General features: G+C 69.3%; 12 protein-coding genes. 8 read left to right on the top strand and 4 right to left on the bottom strand.

Annotation, left to right across the window (positions count from 1 at the left end; all coding sequences use genetic code 11):
• Together moaC and glp are read left to right on the top strand one after the other, a co-directional pair.
• Window positions 1-492, top strand: a complete 492-nt coding sequence (gene moaC, locus MKL11_RS24635) for a cyclic pyranopterin monophosphate synthase MoaC (RefSeq protein WP_243948090.1) — start codon at window positions 1-3, stop codon at window positions 490-492.
• Window positions 489-1718 carry a gephyrin-like molybdotransferase Glp gene (gene glp, locus MKL11_RS24630; protein ID WP_243948089.1) on the top strand — a complete coding sequence of 410 codons (1230 nt, stop codon included), beginning with the start codon at window positions 489-491 and terminating at the stop codon, window positions 1716-1718. Before moaC ends, glp begins: the two co-directional genes overlap by 4 nt.
• 4 nt (window positions 1719-1722) lie before the next feature.
• Here the strand turns inward: glp and MKL11_RS24625 are convergent, their stop codons facing one another.
• A complete protein-coding gene (locus MKL11_RS24625; RefSeq protein WP_243948088.1) occupies window positions 1723-3483 on the bottom strand; it encodes a hypothetical protein in 1761 nt (586 codons plus the stop codon).
• A 218-nt stretch (window positions 3484-3701) separates the two neighbouring features.
• Here MKL11_RS24625 and MKL11_RS24620 point away from each other — a divergent pair, with 218 nt between their 5' ends.
• The 5 genes from MKL11_RS24620 (at window position 3702) to MKL11_RS24600 (ending at window position 9431) form a co-directional block, all read left to right on the top strand.
• Window positions 3702-4901 (top strand): glycosyltransferase family 87 protein, encoded by a 1200-nt coding sequence (locus MKL11_RS24620; protein WP_243948087.1) that lies wholly within the window; start codon window positions 3702-3704, stop codon window positions 4899-4901.
• A 27-nt stretch (window positions 4902-4928) separates the two neighbouring features.
• Window positions 4929-5960 carry an NAD-dependent epimerase/dehydratase family protein gene (locus MKL11_RS24615; protein ID WP_243948084.1) on the top strand — a complete coding sequence of 344 codons (1032 nt, stop codon included), beginning with the start codon at window positions 4929-4931 and terminating at the stop codon, window positions 5958-5960.
• Between the two features lie 107 nt (window positions 5961-6067).
• Entirely contained in the window at window positions 6068-7570 is a 1503-nt protein-coding gene (locus tag MKL11_RS24610; RefSeq protein WP_243948135.1) for an NAD(P)/FAD-dependent oxidoreductase, read from the top strand.
• Between the two features lie 113 nt (window positions 7571-7683).
• A complete protein-coding gene (locus MKL11_RS24605; RefSeq protein WP_243948082.1) occupies window positions 7684-8967 on the top strand; it encodes a PQQ-dependent sugar dehydrogenase in 1284 nt (427 codons plus the stop codon).
• A 146-nt stretch (window positions 8968-9113) separates the two neighbouring features.
• The gene (locus tag MKL11_RS24600) at window positions 9114-9431 is read left to right on the top strand and encodes a c-type cytochrome (RefSeq protein ID WP_243948080.1); all 318 of its coding nucleotides are present in this window, start codon (window positions 9114-9116) and stop codon (window positions 9429-9431) included.
• A gap of 228 nt (window positions 9432-9659) precedes the next feature.
• On the opposite strand, the gene lepA is transcribed toward MKL11_RS24600, so the two are convergent.
• From lepA to MKL11_RS24585, 3 genes are all read right to left on the bottom strand, one after another.
• Window positions 9660-11462, bottom strand: a complete 1803-nt coding sequence (gene lepA / locus MKL11_RS24595; RefSeq protein WP_147853555.1) for a translation elongation factor 4 — start codon at window positions 11460-11462, stop codon at window positions 9660-9662.
• A 220-nt stretch (window positions 11463-11682) separates the two neighbouring features.
• On the bottom strand, window positions 11683-11919 hold the full coding sequence (locus tag MKL11_RS24590) for a hypothetical protein (RefSeq protein WP_243948079.1): 237 nt from the start codon (window positions 11917-11919) through the stop codon (window positions 11683-11685).
• A gap of 21 nt (window positions 11920-11940) precedes the next feature.
• Window positions 11941-12732, bottom strand: a complete 792-nt coding sequence (locus tag MKL11_RS24585) for a HugZ family protein (RefSeq protein WP_243948078.1) — start codon at window positions 12730-12732, stop codon at window positions 11941-11943.
• Window positions 12733-13021: 289 nt separating this feature from the next.
• Between MKL11_RS24585 and MKL11_RS24580 the strand changes: the two genes are divergently transcribed.
• Window positions 13022-13732, top strand: a complete 711-nt coding sequence (locus MKL11_RS24580; protein WP_058192712.1) for a response regulator transcription factor — start codon at window positions 13022-13024, stop codon at window positions 13730-13732.
• Window positions 13733-13746: the final 14 nt, after the last annotated feature.

The following is a 13746-nucleotide window of genomic DNA, read 5'->3' as shown; positions in this document are numbered from 1 at the left end:
ATGGAGCCCGGTTCGACGCTCACCCATCTCGACACCAGTGGCGCGGCCAACATGGTCGACGTCACCGACAAGCCCGCCACCGACCGGACCGCCCGGGCCGAGGGGAGCGTGGTGATGCGGCCCGAGACCCTGTCGCTGATCCGCGAGGGCGACGCCAAGAAGGGCGACGTGATCGGCACCGCCCGGCTCGCCGGGATCATGGCGGCCAAGCGCACCCACGAGTTGATCCCGCTCTGCCACCCGCTGCTGCTCTCAAAGGTCAGGGTCGAGTGCGAACTGGATGATACGCTGCCGGGCCTGCGCATCGCTGCCGAGGTTCGGGTCCAGGGTCCGACCGGGGTCGAGATGGAGGCGCTGACCGCCGTCTCGGTGGCCTGCCTCACGGTCTACGACATGGTGAAGGCGGTGGATCGCGGCATGCGGATCGAGGGCATCCGCCTCGTCGCCAAGGATGGCGGCCGCTCCGGCGCCTACCGGGCGCCTCAGGCATGAGCGGCCTGATCCCGGTCGCCGAGGCGCTCGCGCGGGTCCTGGCGAGCGTGCCCGGCCCGGTCGAGGCGGAGACCGTTCCCCTGGCCCGGGCCGCCGGCCGGACGCTCGCTGCCGATGTCGCCGCCGCGCGCACGCAGCCGCCGTTTCCGGCCTCCGCCATGGACGGCTACGCAGTTCGCTTTGCCGATGCCTCCGCTGTCGGGGCGAGCCTGAAGCTGATCGGGACCAGCGCGGCCGGGCACGGCTTCTCCGGCCGCATCGGTTCCGGCGAGGCGGTGCGGATCTTCACCGGCGCGCCGGTGCCGGAGGGCGCCGACGCGATCCTGATCCAGGAGGACGCCCAGGCCGAGGGCGAGACGGTCCGGGTGGTCGAGGCGGTCGATCAGCATCGCTTCATCCGCCGGGCCGGGCTCGATTTCACCGCCGGGGAGACCCTGCTGGTGGCGGGCATGACCCTCGATGCTCGGCGCCTGGCGCTGGCGGCCGCCGCCGGCCATCCACGCCTGTCGGTCCGGCGCCGGCCGCGGGTGGCGATCCTCGCCACCGGCGACGAGCTGGTGGAGCCCGGCGCCGTACCAGCCTGGGACCAGATCGTCGCGTCGAACAGCTTGGCGCTGGCCGCGCTCTCCGCCGAGGCCGGCGCCGAGATCATCGACCTCGGCATCGCCGCCGACGATCACGGCGCCCTTGAGGACGCCTTCCGTCGCGCCCGGGAGGCTCGGGCCGACCTGCTCGTGACGCTCGGCGGCGCCTCCGTCGGCGACCATGATCTCGTCCAGGCGGCGCTCGCCAAGGAGGGGCTGGAACTTGGGTTCTGGCGGGTCGCGCTCCGGCCGGGCAAGCCGCTGATGCAGGGGCGTCTCGGCGACATGCTGGTGATCGGCTTGCCGGGAAACCCGGTCTCGTCCATCGTCTGCGGGCTGCTGTTCGTGGTGCCGGCGATCCGGGCCCTGCAGGGCGATCCCAAGGCAGGCGCCGACCTCAGCGAGCCGGCTACGCTCGGCCGTGACCTACCGGCCAATGACGGCCGTGCCGATTACATGCGCGCAAGCCTTGCCCTCGAACCCGGAAAGCTGCCGGTGGCGGATCCGGAGAAGCGCCAGGATTCCTCGATGCTGGCGGTCCTCGGCCGCGCCGAAGCGCTGCTGATCCGCGCACCGCACGAGCCGGCTGCCCAAACCGGTGACCCGTGCCGGATCATCCGGCTCGACCGCCGGCTGCTCTGACGTCTCACCGCACCACGCGCCAGACCTTCAGGGGGCCGGGCAGCGGGACGGGCTCCAGACGTTCGGAGCTCGCCTCTCCGCGGGCGAGCCGGGTCGCGAAGGCCGGCTCGGACTGGAGGTCGTCGGCCGGGCGGGCCGGGCAGGCCACCAGATAGTCGACCTTGAACCTGTCGACCACGCGGTCGAGATCAGCCTCGGTCCCGCCAAGCCCCTCGATCGCCGCGGTCAGTCCTGGGATCGCCCGGTGATAGGGCGCGGCAACGATCGCGTGCGGCGTGCGCAGCAGGATCGACGGCCCCAGGAAGATCGGTGCCAGCACGGTCCCGGCCGGCAGTGCCGCCAGGGGCCTCACCGCGGCGTCGCCCTGGCAGGCGATGACTCCGGCCGGATCGGGAGCCGTCCGGGAGGAAGAGCTCAGCCATTCGGCCAGGGCGGTCGGCGCCAACCAGAGCGTGCTGACCAGGCAGCCGCCGAGGGCGACGCTACCCCAGCGGCGAAGGCCGGTCTCGGGTGCGGCGGCGAGATTCAGGGCGCGGTCGAGCACCGGCCCCGCCACCAGCGGCACGAAGCCGGAGGCGATGTAGAGACCGCGGAATTGGAACAACCCGAGGAACAGCCCCGGCCAGAGGAACAGGGCCGCCACCGACCAGGCGCGTCGCTGCGTCCCCCGCCAGGCCATCCAGGTCGCGGTCAGCGTCGCGAGCAGCACGACCGGATAAAACACCAGCATCTCCCACCGCCCCTGGGCGATGGAGTGACGCACCGACGCCATCTCGTTGACGGTGAGCAGCCAGTGATCCCGGACCAGGGGCGTCATCCCGGCAAACGGCCCGTCCAGGCAGACCGGGAAGGCGAGGGCGAATCCGCCGAGCAGGACGAGGCCGCAGGCGCCTGCCAGGACGAGGCGCGACTTCAGCGTCGCGAGATGCCGGCCCAGGACGCTCGCCGCGATCGCGAAGCCGAGGCCGCCGGCGGTCAGCCATAGCCAGGGCGGGGAGAGCGCGTCGCAGCGCGGGGCAGTCCAGAGGCCGGGGGCGGTCTGCGCGGCGAACAGGAGCGGCGCCGCCAGGCCGAGGCCGATCCCGAATCCGGCCAGGCCGGGGAGGGCGGGGCGGCCGCGCCGGCACCAGTCGCCGACGAGGTACAGGGCGCCGAACGCCACGGACGGGAGACCTTCGAGCCCAACCGCGAGCGACAGGGCCGCGAGACCGCCGCCGACGAGTCCGGGGCGTAGCCCGCCGCGGATCATGCAGAGCGCGAGGCCCAGGATCGCCAGGATCTGGACGTTGTGGTGATCGACCCGGCCCGGCTGGAACTGGATGGCGATCCCGAAGGTCTGCGTCGCCACGAGCACCGCCAGGATCGCCGCCCGGCCACAGAAATTCTCTCGTACGCCGCGGTAGAGCAGGGTGCAGAACAGACCGAACAGCAGACCGGGCCAGAACGCCGCCGTCAGCCCCTCGGCGAGCCCGCGGCCGGCCAGGGGCGTCAGCGCCCAGACGAGGCCCGCGATCGGCGCATCCACCAGGCGCGACCAGTGGCTCGGTACGCCGTCCGGCGCCAGGAAGCGGTACTGGGTGTTGTCGTACCACCCCTGTCCGGCCACGAGGTCGCGCACCTCGACGAGCCGCATGGCGTCGTCGGTATCGGGCACGCGCAGGTGCCGGATCGTGTCCCAGACATCCTGCGGCGCGTTCATGGTCGCGAGCGACAGGACGACGAGCACCCACAGGAAGGTGCGCGGATCGATCCGCGTCGTCGGCAATGAGCTTCGATCCGCCTGAGCGGGCATGGTCGGTCACCCGGACGCGCGGCGCGACCCGGATCCTCACTCAGCCGAGCTTAACGCCCGGTCAAGGCGTCAACCGCGATCGTCGCGCGGCCGAACTACAGCGGTTAACCGATCGTCAGCGACGCGCAGCTAGTCTTCGGCCGGACTCCCGTACCTGACCGCCCGTCAATCCGCACTGAGACACTCCGGGCATGCCGACACCGCCCTCGTCCCGTACGCAGATCCGGATCATCGCAACCGGCTTTCTGATCTCGCTCGCGACATGGCTGTCGTTGCGGCCGCGGGATTTTCACGCCTGGATGATCGGCGCGCCGCTCGGGCACGATTACGTCAATTTCTGGCTGGCGCCCCGGCTGGTCATGGCGGGCCAAGCGGGCACGCTGATCGATCTCCCGGCCTACGGGGAGGCGGTCAAGGCGGCGTTCGGCCTGATCCACGATCCGCATCTCCTGTTCGTCTATCCGCCCCACGCGCTGCTGTTCCTGCTGCCGCTCGCCTGCCTGCCGTTCCTCCCGGCCGTCCTCGCCTGGACCGCCCTGAATCTCGGGGCCCTGGCCTGGGCGACGCGCCGCTCGTGCAGGGCCGCCGATCGCACGCTGGTGCTCCTCGCCTGCCTGTCGCCGCCCGCCGTCGCGATGATGCTCTACGGCCATTTCGGCGGCCTGCTCGCCCTCGGGGCGACCGTGGTGCTGCAGGAGAGCGACCGCCGCCCCTGGCTCGCGGGCCTGTGCTTCGCCGGCCTCACCGTGAAGCCGCAATTCGCGGCGGCGCTCGGGCTGATCCTGCTGTGCGGCGGATTCTGGCGCTGCCTGTTCGCGGCCGGGATCGCCACGGCGGCGCTGGTGGGCGTTTCGGTCGCCGCCTTCGGCGTCGTGCTCTGGGAGCGGTTCATCACCGTGACGATGCCGCTGCAGAGCGCCTTCATCACCGAGTTCCACGCGCAGGTCATCGAGACGTCGGTCGCGCCCTATTTCGTCGCCCGGTTCTGGGGACTGCCGGCGAGCGTCGCCTGGGCGATCCAGGGCTGCGTCAGCGTCCTGGCGCTCGCCGCCGCCGTCCGAGCCCTGCGCGGCGACATGCGCAGCCCGGCCCGGCTCCTGGTCGTGCTGCTGGCCGTCCTGGTGATGCAGCCCTACGCCTCGCATTACGACCTCGCCGTGGTGGCCCCGGCCCTGACCCTCGTGGTTCTGGCGCGCGATCCGCGGCCGTCGCGGCTGGCGGTGGCGGTCTGGCTGCTGGTTCCGCTGGCGCGCATCTTCTTCATCTTCGAGATGCCGCTCCTCTGTCTGCTCGTGCCCGGCGCGCTGTTCGCCCAGGCCGCGCTTCTGTCGCGACCCGGCCGTCGGAGCGTCCCAGCCGCGGCATCCGCGCGGCTCGAGCCGGCCGTCTGAATGCCGATTCGCACCCCGGACTGACCCATGGCCCGCGTCCTGATCACCGGCGGCTCCGGCTTCCTCGGCTCGCTGCTGGCGCAGCGCCTCCTCGCGGAGGGACACGCCGTCACCAGCATCGACCTGCTGCCGGGCACCGCCGGCCATCCGAACCTGCACGCCGTGATCGGCGATATCCGCGACCGCGCCCTGCTCGACCGGATCGTCCCCGGGCACGCAGCGGTCTTCCACTGCGCCGCCCTGCTGGCCCACGGCGGCGTCGACGCGCGGGCGATGTGGTCCAGCAACGTCGAAGGCACGCGCGTGCTGGCGCAGGCGACGGCCGCCGCCGGGATCGACAGCCTGGTCTACATCTCCAGCAATTGCCTCTGGGGGCACGGCTTCGACCGGCCGGTGCGGGAGGACGATCCGCCGGCGCCCTGCGAGCGCTACGGCGCCAGCAAGTGGGAGGGCGAGAAGATCCTCGCGGCCCATGCCGGCGACTTCGCGGCCACGATCATCCGATCCCCGACCATCATGGGCGCCGGGCGGCTCGGCCTGCTGGCGATCCTGTTCGAGTTCATCGCCGAAGGCCGACGGGTCTGGTTGGTCGGCGAGGGCAGCAACCGCTACCAGTTCGTTGCGGTGAACGACCTGATCGACGCCATGCTGCTGGCCTGGCGGCGCCGTGCCGCCGGCACGTTCGGGATCGGGTCCGACGATGTCGGCACGATGCGCGACACGTTCGAGCATGTGATCGGCCATGCCGGCACCGGCGCCCGCACGGGCCGCCTGCCGAAGGCGCCGCTGCTTCTCGCGATGCGGGCGGCGCACGCGCTGCGGATCTCGCCGCTCGGGCCGTATCATTACCGGATGATCGCCGAGGACTTCGTCTTCGACACCAGCCGGATCAAGGCGGCCCTGGGCTGGGCGCCGACGCTGACCAACCGCGAGATGCTGCTCGCGGCCTACCGGTATTATGCCGCGAACCGGGCGGAAATCGCCGATCGCCGTGCCGTATCCGCCCATCGGCAAGCCGCCAATATGGGGGTGATCCGCCTGCTGAAATGGGTTTCGTGACAGCATCGCGGCGCGAAAGGCCAGCGATTCCTTAACCACGACGATTCATGCTGCCGGTGATCGGGCGCTGCGTGTGCGACGCCACCCACGAATCGCCGGAGCTGGGGATGAGCCACCACACCGAGACGCTGGTGATCGGCGCGGGGCCGGCCGGCCTCACGGCCGCTTACCTGTTGTCGAAGCAGGGGCGGTCGGTCACCGTGCTGGAGCGGGATCCGGCGCAGGTCGGCGGCATCTCGCGCACCGTCTCGCACAACGGCTACCTGTTCGATATCGGCGGGCACCGGTTCTTCTCGAAGTCCAAGGCGGTGGTCGATCTCTGGGACGAGATCCTGCCCAACGACTTCATCGAGCGGCCGCGCCTGTCGCGGATCTACTATCGCGGCAAGTACTACGCCTATCCGCTCAAGGCCTTCGAGGCGCTGCGCAATCTCGGCCTGTTCACCAGCGCCGCCTGCGTCGCCTCCTACCTGTACGCCCGGATGAAGCCGGTGCGCGACCCGAAGAACTTCCACGCCTGGGTGCGCAACCAGTTCGGCGAGCGCCTGTTCGCGATCTTCTTCAAGACCTACACCGAGAAGGTGTGGGGCATGTCCTGCGACGCGATCTCGGCCGATTGGGCGGCCCAGCGCATCAAGGGGCTCGATCTCGGTTCGGCAATCCGCGACGGCCTCAAGCGCTCGCTCGGCCTGCGCAAGGCGCCGAAGGCCGGCGGCCCGGTGATCAAGACGCTGATCGAGTCGTTCCGCTATCCGCGCCGCGGCCCGGGCATGATGTGGGAGGCCGCCGCCGCCAAGATCCAGGCCCAGGGCGGCCGCGTGCTGCTCGACCGCGGCGTCGATTCCCTCGCCTACGATGCCGGCACCGGCATCTGGACGGTGGCGGCCCGCAGCGCCGACGGCAGCCGCGAGACCTTCACGGCCCGCCACGTGATCTCGTCCGCGCCGGTGCGGGAGCTGGTCGATTCGATCCGACCGCGCCCGCTCAGCACCTTCAACGCACGGGCGCTGAGATACCGCGACTTCCTCACGGTCGCCCTGATCGCGAAATCCCACAAGAATTTCCCGGACAACTGGATCTACATCCACGATCCGTCGGTGCAGGTCGGGCGGGTGCAGAACTTCCGCTCTTGGTCGCCCGAGATGGTGCCGGACGCCGACCACACCTGCCTCGGCCTCGAATATTTCTGCTTCGAGGGCGACGGGCTCTGGACCGCCTCGGACGACGAATTGGTGGCGCTCGCCAAGCGCGAGATCGGCCAGATCGGGCTGATCGACCCGGCCGACGTGGTCGATGCCTGCGTGGTCCGGCAGCCCAAGGCCTATCCGGTCTACGACGAGGATTATGCCGGCCACGTCGTCACCGTGCGGCGTGAGCTGGAGCGGGATTTCCCGAGCCTGCACCTGGTCGGCCGCAACGGTATGCACAAGTACAACAACCAGGACCACGCGATGATGACCGCGATGCTGACCGTGGAGAACATCCTCTGCGGCCGGCGCCGGCACGATGTCTGGCAGGTCAACGAGGACGCGGAATATACCGAATCCGGCGTGTCCGGGGCGCAGGACGCGCTGGGCAGTGAGCGCCTCGTCCCCCGCAAGGTCGCCTGACACGCGACAGGTGCGGACGCGCGTCACCTGCGCAACTTGCCCGCCCGCCTGGGTCGTTTATGTCCGATCCGGAACCGCCCGAACCCAAGGGCGGCCGGGAGGATTTTAAGACGATGCGATCGCTCATCATCGCCGCGCTCTGGGCGGGCGTCGCCCTGCCCGCCCTCGTGGCTCCGGCCCTCGCGCAGGGCGCGGCGCCGGCCGACACCAAGGCCAAGACCGATGACCTGGAGAAGCTCCAGGGCATGCGCAGCACCGACACCCAGGCCGCCCCCGAGATCCCGCAGACCGGCCGGCGAGCCGATGCGATCCGCAAGACGCTGGCCAAGATCAAGCTGCCCGAGGGATTCAAGATCGACCTCTACGCCGTGGTGCCGGATGCCCGCGCCATCGCGGTCGGCCCCAATGCCGGTGTGCTGTTCGTCGGCACCCGCAAGAACAAGGTCTACACGGTCACCGACCGCGACAAGGACCGGGTCGCCGACGAGGTCCGCGCCTTCGCGCCGGGCATCGCGTTCAAGATCCCCAACGGCGTCTGCTTCTCGAAGGACGGCGTGCTCACCGTGGTCGAGCAGAACCGGGTCCTGGCCTTCCCGGCCGCCGAGTTCTTTTATGAGAACCCGGACGTTGCCGCGGGCATCCTCGTGAAGGAGGGCGCCCTGATCCCGGCCGGGGAAGAGAGCTTCAACCACACCGCCCGGGTCTGCCGGGTCGGGGCCGACGGCAAGACCTACATCGCGCTCGGCCAACCCTACAATGTGCCGCCGGCCGAGAAGATGGACCTGTACCGGAAGGCCGGCATCGGCGGCATCATCCGCATCGATGCCGACGGCAAGAACCGCGAGGTCTTTGCGACGGGCATCCGCAATTCGGTGGGCATGGATTTCGCCACCGACAAGTCGCTCTGGTTCACCGACAACCAGGTCGACGGCATGGGCGACGACAAGCCGCCGGGCGAGCTGAACCACGCCACCAAGGCCGGCGAGAACTTCGGCTTCCCCTGGTACGGCGGCGGCGCGGTCCGCACCGTCGAGTACAAGGACCAGACCCCGCCCGCCGACGCGGTCGCCCCGGTCGCCGAACTGCCGCCGCACGCGGCCGATCTCGGCATGACCTTCTACAACGGCAAGCAGTTCCCGGCTTCCTACAAGGGCGGGATCTTCATCGCCGAGCACGGCTCCTGGAACCGCACCGAGCCGGTGGGCGCCCGGGTGATGTTCGCCCCCATGGGCGCGGACGGGAAGCTCGGCGCCGTCAAGCCGTTCGCGGAGGGCTGGCTCACCGGCGACGGCGAGTATCTCGGCCGCCCGGTGGACGTGGCGGTGATGCTCGACGGCTCCCTGCTGGTCTCGGACGATTCCGCCGGGGCGATTTATCGGATTTCGTACGAGAAATAAGGGCGCATTCCCTCCCCCTTGTGGGGAGGGACCGAGGGTGGGGGTGGTTCCGGATCTGGCGCTGCGGTGCCTCCTGCCCGACCCCCACCTCCAGCTCCTCCCCACAAGGGGGAGGAGAGTTCCGTCGCGCAAGCCGAGCCCGCCCGATGATCCGCCCGCTTCTCCTTCTCACCGCTCTGCTCGTCCCGCTTCCGGCCCAGGCCGGCGATGCCGCCCTCGGGCGCAAGAAGGCCAGCGCCTGCCAGACCTGCCACGGGATGGACGGGCTCTCGAAGCTGCCGGAGGCGCCGAACCTCGCCGGCCAGGTCGAGCCCTATCTGGTGAAGCAGCTCACCGACTATCGCGACGGCAAGCGGCAGAACGAGATCATGAACGTCGTCGCCAAGGAGCTGTCGGAGTCCGATATCGCGAACCTGGCGGCGTATTACGCGGGCATCCAGATCGACGTGCTGCCGCCGGGTTAGAAGCTTCTCTATCGACTCACACCGTCGTTGCGAGCGCAGCGAAGCAACCCAGGGCAGCGCGCGATCTCAGGACGTAGCGTTTCACTGGGTTGCTTCGCTGTGCTCGTAATGACGGGAGCGGCCGGCTTCACTTCCAGAACTGGACAACACGTCCGGACGCGGAAGCTAGCGCAGCTCCCGCGTCTCCCTAATGGCAAATAGGGAACAGCAAGTCACAAACGCAGCGCCTCAATCGTCCATCTTCAGCGCGGCGATGAACGCCTCCTGCGGGATCTCCACGCGCCCGAACTGGCGCATCTTCTTCTTGCCTTCCTTCTGCTTGTCCAGCAGCTTGCGCTTGCGCGAGATGTCGCCGCCATAGCACTTGGCGGTGACGTCCTTGGACAGGGCCTTGATCGTTTCGCGGGCGATGATCTTGCCGCCTATCGCGGCCTGGACCGGGATCTGGAACAGGTGGCGGGGGATCAGATCCTTCAGCTTCTCGCACATGGCCCGGCCGCGCGATTCGGCGCGGGTTCGGTGGACCAGCATCGACAGGGCGTCCACCGGCTCGGCGTTGACCAAGAGCGACATCTTCACGAGGTCGCCCTCGCGATAGTCGGAGACGTGGTAATCGAACGAGGCGTAGCCCTTCGAGATCGATTTCAGCCGGTCGTAGAAATCGAACACGACCTCGTTCAGCGGCAGGTCGTAGACCACCATGGCGCGCTTGCCGACGTAGTTGAGGTCGATCTGGACGCCCCGGCGGTCCTGGCAGAGCTTGAGCACGCCGCCGAGATACTCATCGGGCGTCAGGATCGTGGCGCGGATCCAGGGCTCCTCGATCAGCTCGATCTTCATCACGTCCGGCATGTCGGCCGGGTTGTGCAGTTCCTTGAGCGTACCGTCGCGCATCTTCAGCCGGTAGACCACCGAGGGCGCGGTCGAGATCAGGTCGAGGTTGAACTCGCGCTCCAGCCGCTCCTGGATGATCTCCAGGTGGAGCAAGCCCAGGAAGCCGCAGCGGAAACCGAAGCCCAACGCCGCCGAGCTCTCCATCTCGTAGGAGAACGACGCGTCGTTGAGCCGGAGCCGGCCCATGGCCGCGCGCAGGTTCTCGAACTCGGCGGCGTCCACCGGGAACAGGCCGCAGAACACGACCGCCTGGACCTCCTTGAAGCCCGGCAGCATCGAGGTGGTCTGGCGCTTGTCCTCGGTGATCGTGTCGCCGACGCGGGTGTCGGCGACCTCCTTGATCGAGCCGGTGAAGAAGCCGACCTCGCCGGGGCCGAGCTCGCCGATCTCGGCCATCTTCGGGCGGAACACGCCGATCCGGTCAACGCCGTGGACCGCGTCGGCGCCCATCATCCGGATGGTCATGCCCTTCTTGAGCACTCCGTCGATGATGCGCACCAGCACGACCACGCCGAGATAGGCGTCGTACCAGCTGTCCACTAGCAGGGCCTTGAGCGGCGCACTCCGGTCGCCCTTGGGCGGCGGCAGGCGGGTCACGATCGCCTCGAGCACCGCCTCGATGTTGAGCCCGGTCTTGGCCGAGATCGGCACCGCATTGGAGGCGTCGAGGCCGATCACCTCCTCGATCTGCTCCTTCACCCGCTCGGGCTCGGCCGCCGGCAGGTCGACCTTGTTGAGGACCGGGACGATCTCGTGGTTGGCGTCGAGCGCCTGGTAGACGTTGGCGAGTGTCTGCGCCTCGACGCCCTGGGAGGCGTCCACCACCAGCAGCGAGCCCTCGCAGGCGGCGAGCGAGCGCGACACCTCGTAGGCGAAGTCGACGTGGCCGGGCGTGTCCATCAGGTTGAGGATGTAGTCCTTGCCGTCCTCGGCCCGGTATTCCAGGCGCACGGTCTGCGCCTTGATGGTGATGCCGCGCTCCTTCTCGATGTCCATCGAGTCGAGCATCTGCTCGCTCATGTCGCGCAACGCCACGGTGCCGGTGGCCTGGATCAGGCGGTCCGCCAGGGTCGATTTGCCGTGGTCGATATGCGCGACGATCGAGAAGTTGCGGATGTTGTCGATCGGGGTTGTCATCGGCATTCCGTTCGGGCGCGCGACGGCGCGCACCGTCTGACGTCTGGGCGTGTTCGGGTGGATCGGCTCACGCGCGAGATAGCAGCGCCGCGCAGACGCGCCAAGCGCGGGGACCGACGCCCCGCAATCGGGCCGGCACGAACGACGAGGCGGGAGCCGGAACGATCCGGCCCCCGCCTGTCCGTCGCGATGCGCCGATGCCGGCGGCTCTCAGGATCGATCAGCGGCCGCGGTCGCGGATCAGGCGTTCGATCTCGGCCTCGCCGTGGGTGCGGGCCTTCGACTCGGTCGGGTGCTTCCGGTCCGAGCGCTGATGGAGCTTGCCGTGCTTGCGGATGCTCCACTGGAACATCGAGCCGCTCTCGCCGACCGGCTGCACATCGAGGCTGAAAGGATAGGTGTCTGTCTGGATCTCGCTCATCGCGCGGATATGGGGCACCGGGCGGTGCTTCGCCATGCCTGGCGGCGATCTCCCGCGTTACGGAACCGGCGCTCCTGTCCCCCCGCGCACCCGCGCCGCCATGGCGACCAGGCTCCTGCGCAGGCCGCCCATATCCGAGACCCGCTCCGGATAGACCACCCGCGCCGTCCGGTCGCCGGCCATCAGATCCAGACCCTCCGGATCGAGCCCGGTCAAGCGCCAGGGCAGCCCGGCCTCCGCCCCGGCGGCCGCGGCGTAGAGCGCCAGCGCGTCGGCATGGTCGGCGTTCATGTGCTCGACCGCGCCGGCCTCGCCCGTCGCAATGGCGTCCGCTCCGGTGAGGTCGAGGAGCAATTCTTCGCGGGTCAGCGTCGCAGCCTTCGCGAAACCGCCGTTGAGGTGGCCAGCCCGCGCGCGCAACGCGAAGAAACCGAAATCCGGAAAATCGGCATAGAGCTTGGCCTTCGGATGCCGCGCCAGGAACCGCGCCCGCGCCCGCGGCTCGCTCGTCTGGACGGCCTCGCCGACGACGGTGAGCCGCGGATGCGCCAGGGGATCGCCCTTGCCGCCCTGCGCGAACAGCAGCGAGCAGCGCGGATCTGCCAGCAGGTTGCGGGTATGCGCCGAGAGCCGCGACAGCAGCATCAGTGGCGTGCCGTTCTGGTCGGTGGCGATGGTGACCAGCGACGCGAAGGGCGTCCCATCCTGGTCGAGGGTCGCCAGCGCTCCGGAGCGGATGCTCCGCAGCAGCATCCGGGACAGCCCGATCGCGTCGAACGGGGCTTCGGAAGCCGGCAGCGGGCGCGCCGGCTCGCGCGGTTCCGACGCACTGGTGCTGATCTCGCCCATCGAATCCCTCGCGCTTCGAACCGCCGCCACAATCCCCCCGCATGGTAGCGGTGGAGCAGCCGGCGCACGAGCGCCATGGCCCGCGTCAGATCGGCCTTTACGGCCAAGCTATGACCGCCGCTCGCTTTTTCTGATCGACCGTACTAAAGGACCTGTCCCGTTGCGCGAACCGGGCGGCGCCAAAACCGCCCCGGTTCGCACGTCCGCCTGCCCCTCGGGGGCCGGGACGAAGCGCGGCCCGCGCGAACAGCCGGGACCGCGCTTGAGCCCGTTCATTCAGGGATCGCGCATGCCAACCATCGCCCTCGTCGACGACGACCGGAACATTCTGACCTCCGTGTCGATCGCGCTTGAGACCGAAGGCTACCGCATCCAGACCTACACCGACGGCGCCTCCGCCCTCGACGGTCTGCGGCACTCCCCGCCGGACCTCGCGATCTTCGACATCAAGATGCCGCGCATGGACGGGATGGAGCTTCTCCGACGCCTGCGGCAGAAATCCGACCTTCCCGTGATCTTTCTGACCTCGAAGGACGAGGAGATCGACGAATTGTTCGGTCTCAAGATGGGCGCGGACGATTTCATCCATAAGCCGTTCTCGCAGCGCCTGCTGGTCGAGCGGGTGAAAGCGGTTCTGCGCCGCTTCGCAAAGGAGCCGGCGGGCGCCACCCCGCGGGGCGAGGCCGAGGTCGCAGCCCGCTCGCTGGAGCGCGGCTCGCTGATGATGGATCCGGAGCGCCACACCTGTACCTGGAAGGGCGAGCCGGTGACGCTCACCGTCACGGAGTTCCTGATCCTCCAGGCACTGGCCCATCGCCCCGGCGTCGTGAAGAGCCGCAATGCCCTGATGGATGCGGCCTATGACGACCAGGTCTATGTCGACGACCGCACCATCGACAGCCACATCAAGCGTCTGCGCAAGAAGTTCAAAGTGACCGACCAGAGCTTCGATATGATCGAGACGCTCTACGGCGTCGGCTACCGGTTCAAGGAGGCGTGATCTAAAGGATCCGC

It is taken from the genome of Methylobacterium sp. J-077, assembly GCF_022829365.1.
Lineage (GTDB): Bacteria > Pseudomonadota > Alphaproteobacteria > Rhizobiales > Beijerinckiaceae > Methylobacterium.
Note: the sequence above shows the minus strand (reverse complement) of the source record. Positions and strands in the feature narration are given on the sequence as shown.

Bases quoted from the DNA above. Each gene is read 5' to 3' on its own strand.
- moaC (WP_243948090.1), top strand. From the start codon at position 1: ATGGAGCCCGGTTCGACGCTCACCCATCTCGACACCAGTGGCGCGGCC.
- glp (WP_243948089.1), top strand. From the start codon at position 489: ATGAGCGGCCTGATCCCGGTCGCCGAGGCGCTCGCGCGGGTCCTGGCG.
- MKL11_RS24620 (WP_243948087.1), top strand. From the start codon at position 3,702: ATGCCGACACCGCCCTCGTCCCGTACGCAGATCCGGATCATCGCAACC.
- MKL11_RS24615 (WP_243948084.1), top strand. From the start codon at position 4,929: ATGGCCCGCGTCCTGATCACCGGCGGCTCCGGCTTCCTCGGCTCGCTG.
- MKL11_RS24610 (WP_243948135.1), top strand. From the start codon at position 6,068: ATGAGCCACCACACCGAGACGCTGGTGATCGGCGCGGGGCCGGCCGGC.
- MKL11_RS24605 (WP_243948082.1), top strand. From the start codon at position 7,684: ATGCGATCGCTCATCATCGCCGCGCTCTGGGCGGGCGTCGCCCTGCCC.
- MKL11_RS24600 (WP_243948080.1), top strand. From the start codon at position 9,114: ATGATCCGCCCGCTTCTCCTTCTCACCGCTCTGCTCGTCCCGCTTCCG.
- lepA (WP_147853555.1), bottom strand. From the start codon at position 11,462: ATGACAACCCCGATCGACAACATCCGCAACTTCTCGATCGTCGCGCAT.
- MKL11_RS24590 (WP_243948079.1), bottom strand. From the start codon at position 11,919: ATGGCGAAGCACCGCCCGGTGCCCCATATCCGCGCGATGAGCGAGATC.
- MKL11_RS24585 (WP_243948078.1), bottom strand. From the start codon at position 12,732: ATGGGCGAGATCAGCACCAGTGCGTCGGAACCGCGCGAGCCGGCGCGC.
- MKL11_RS24580 (WP_058192712.1), top strand. From the start codon at position 13,022: ATGCCAACCATCGCCCTCGTCGACGACGACCGGAACATTCTGACCTCC.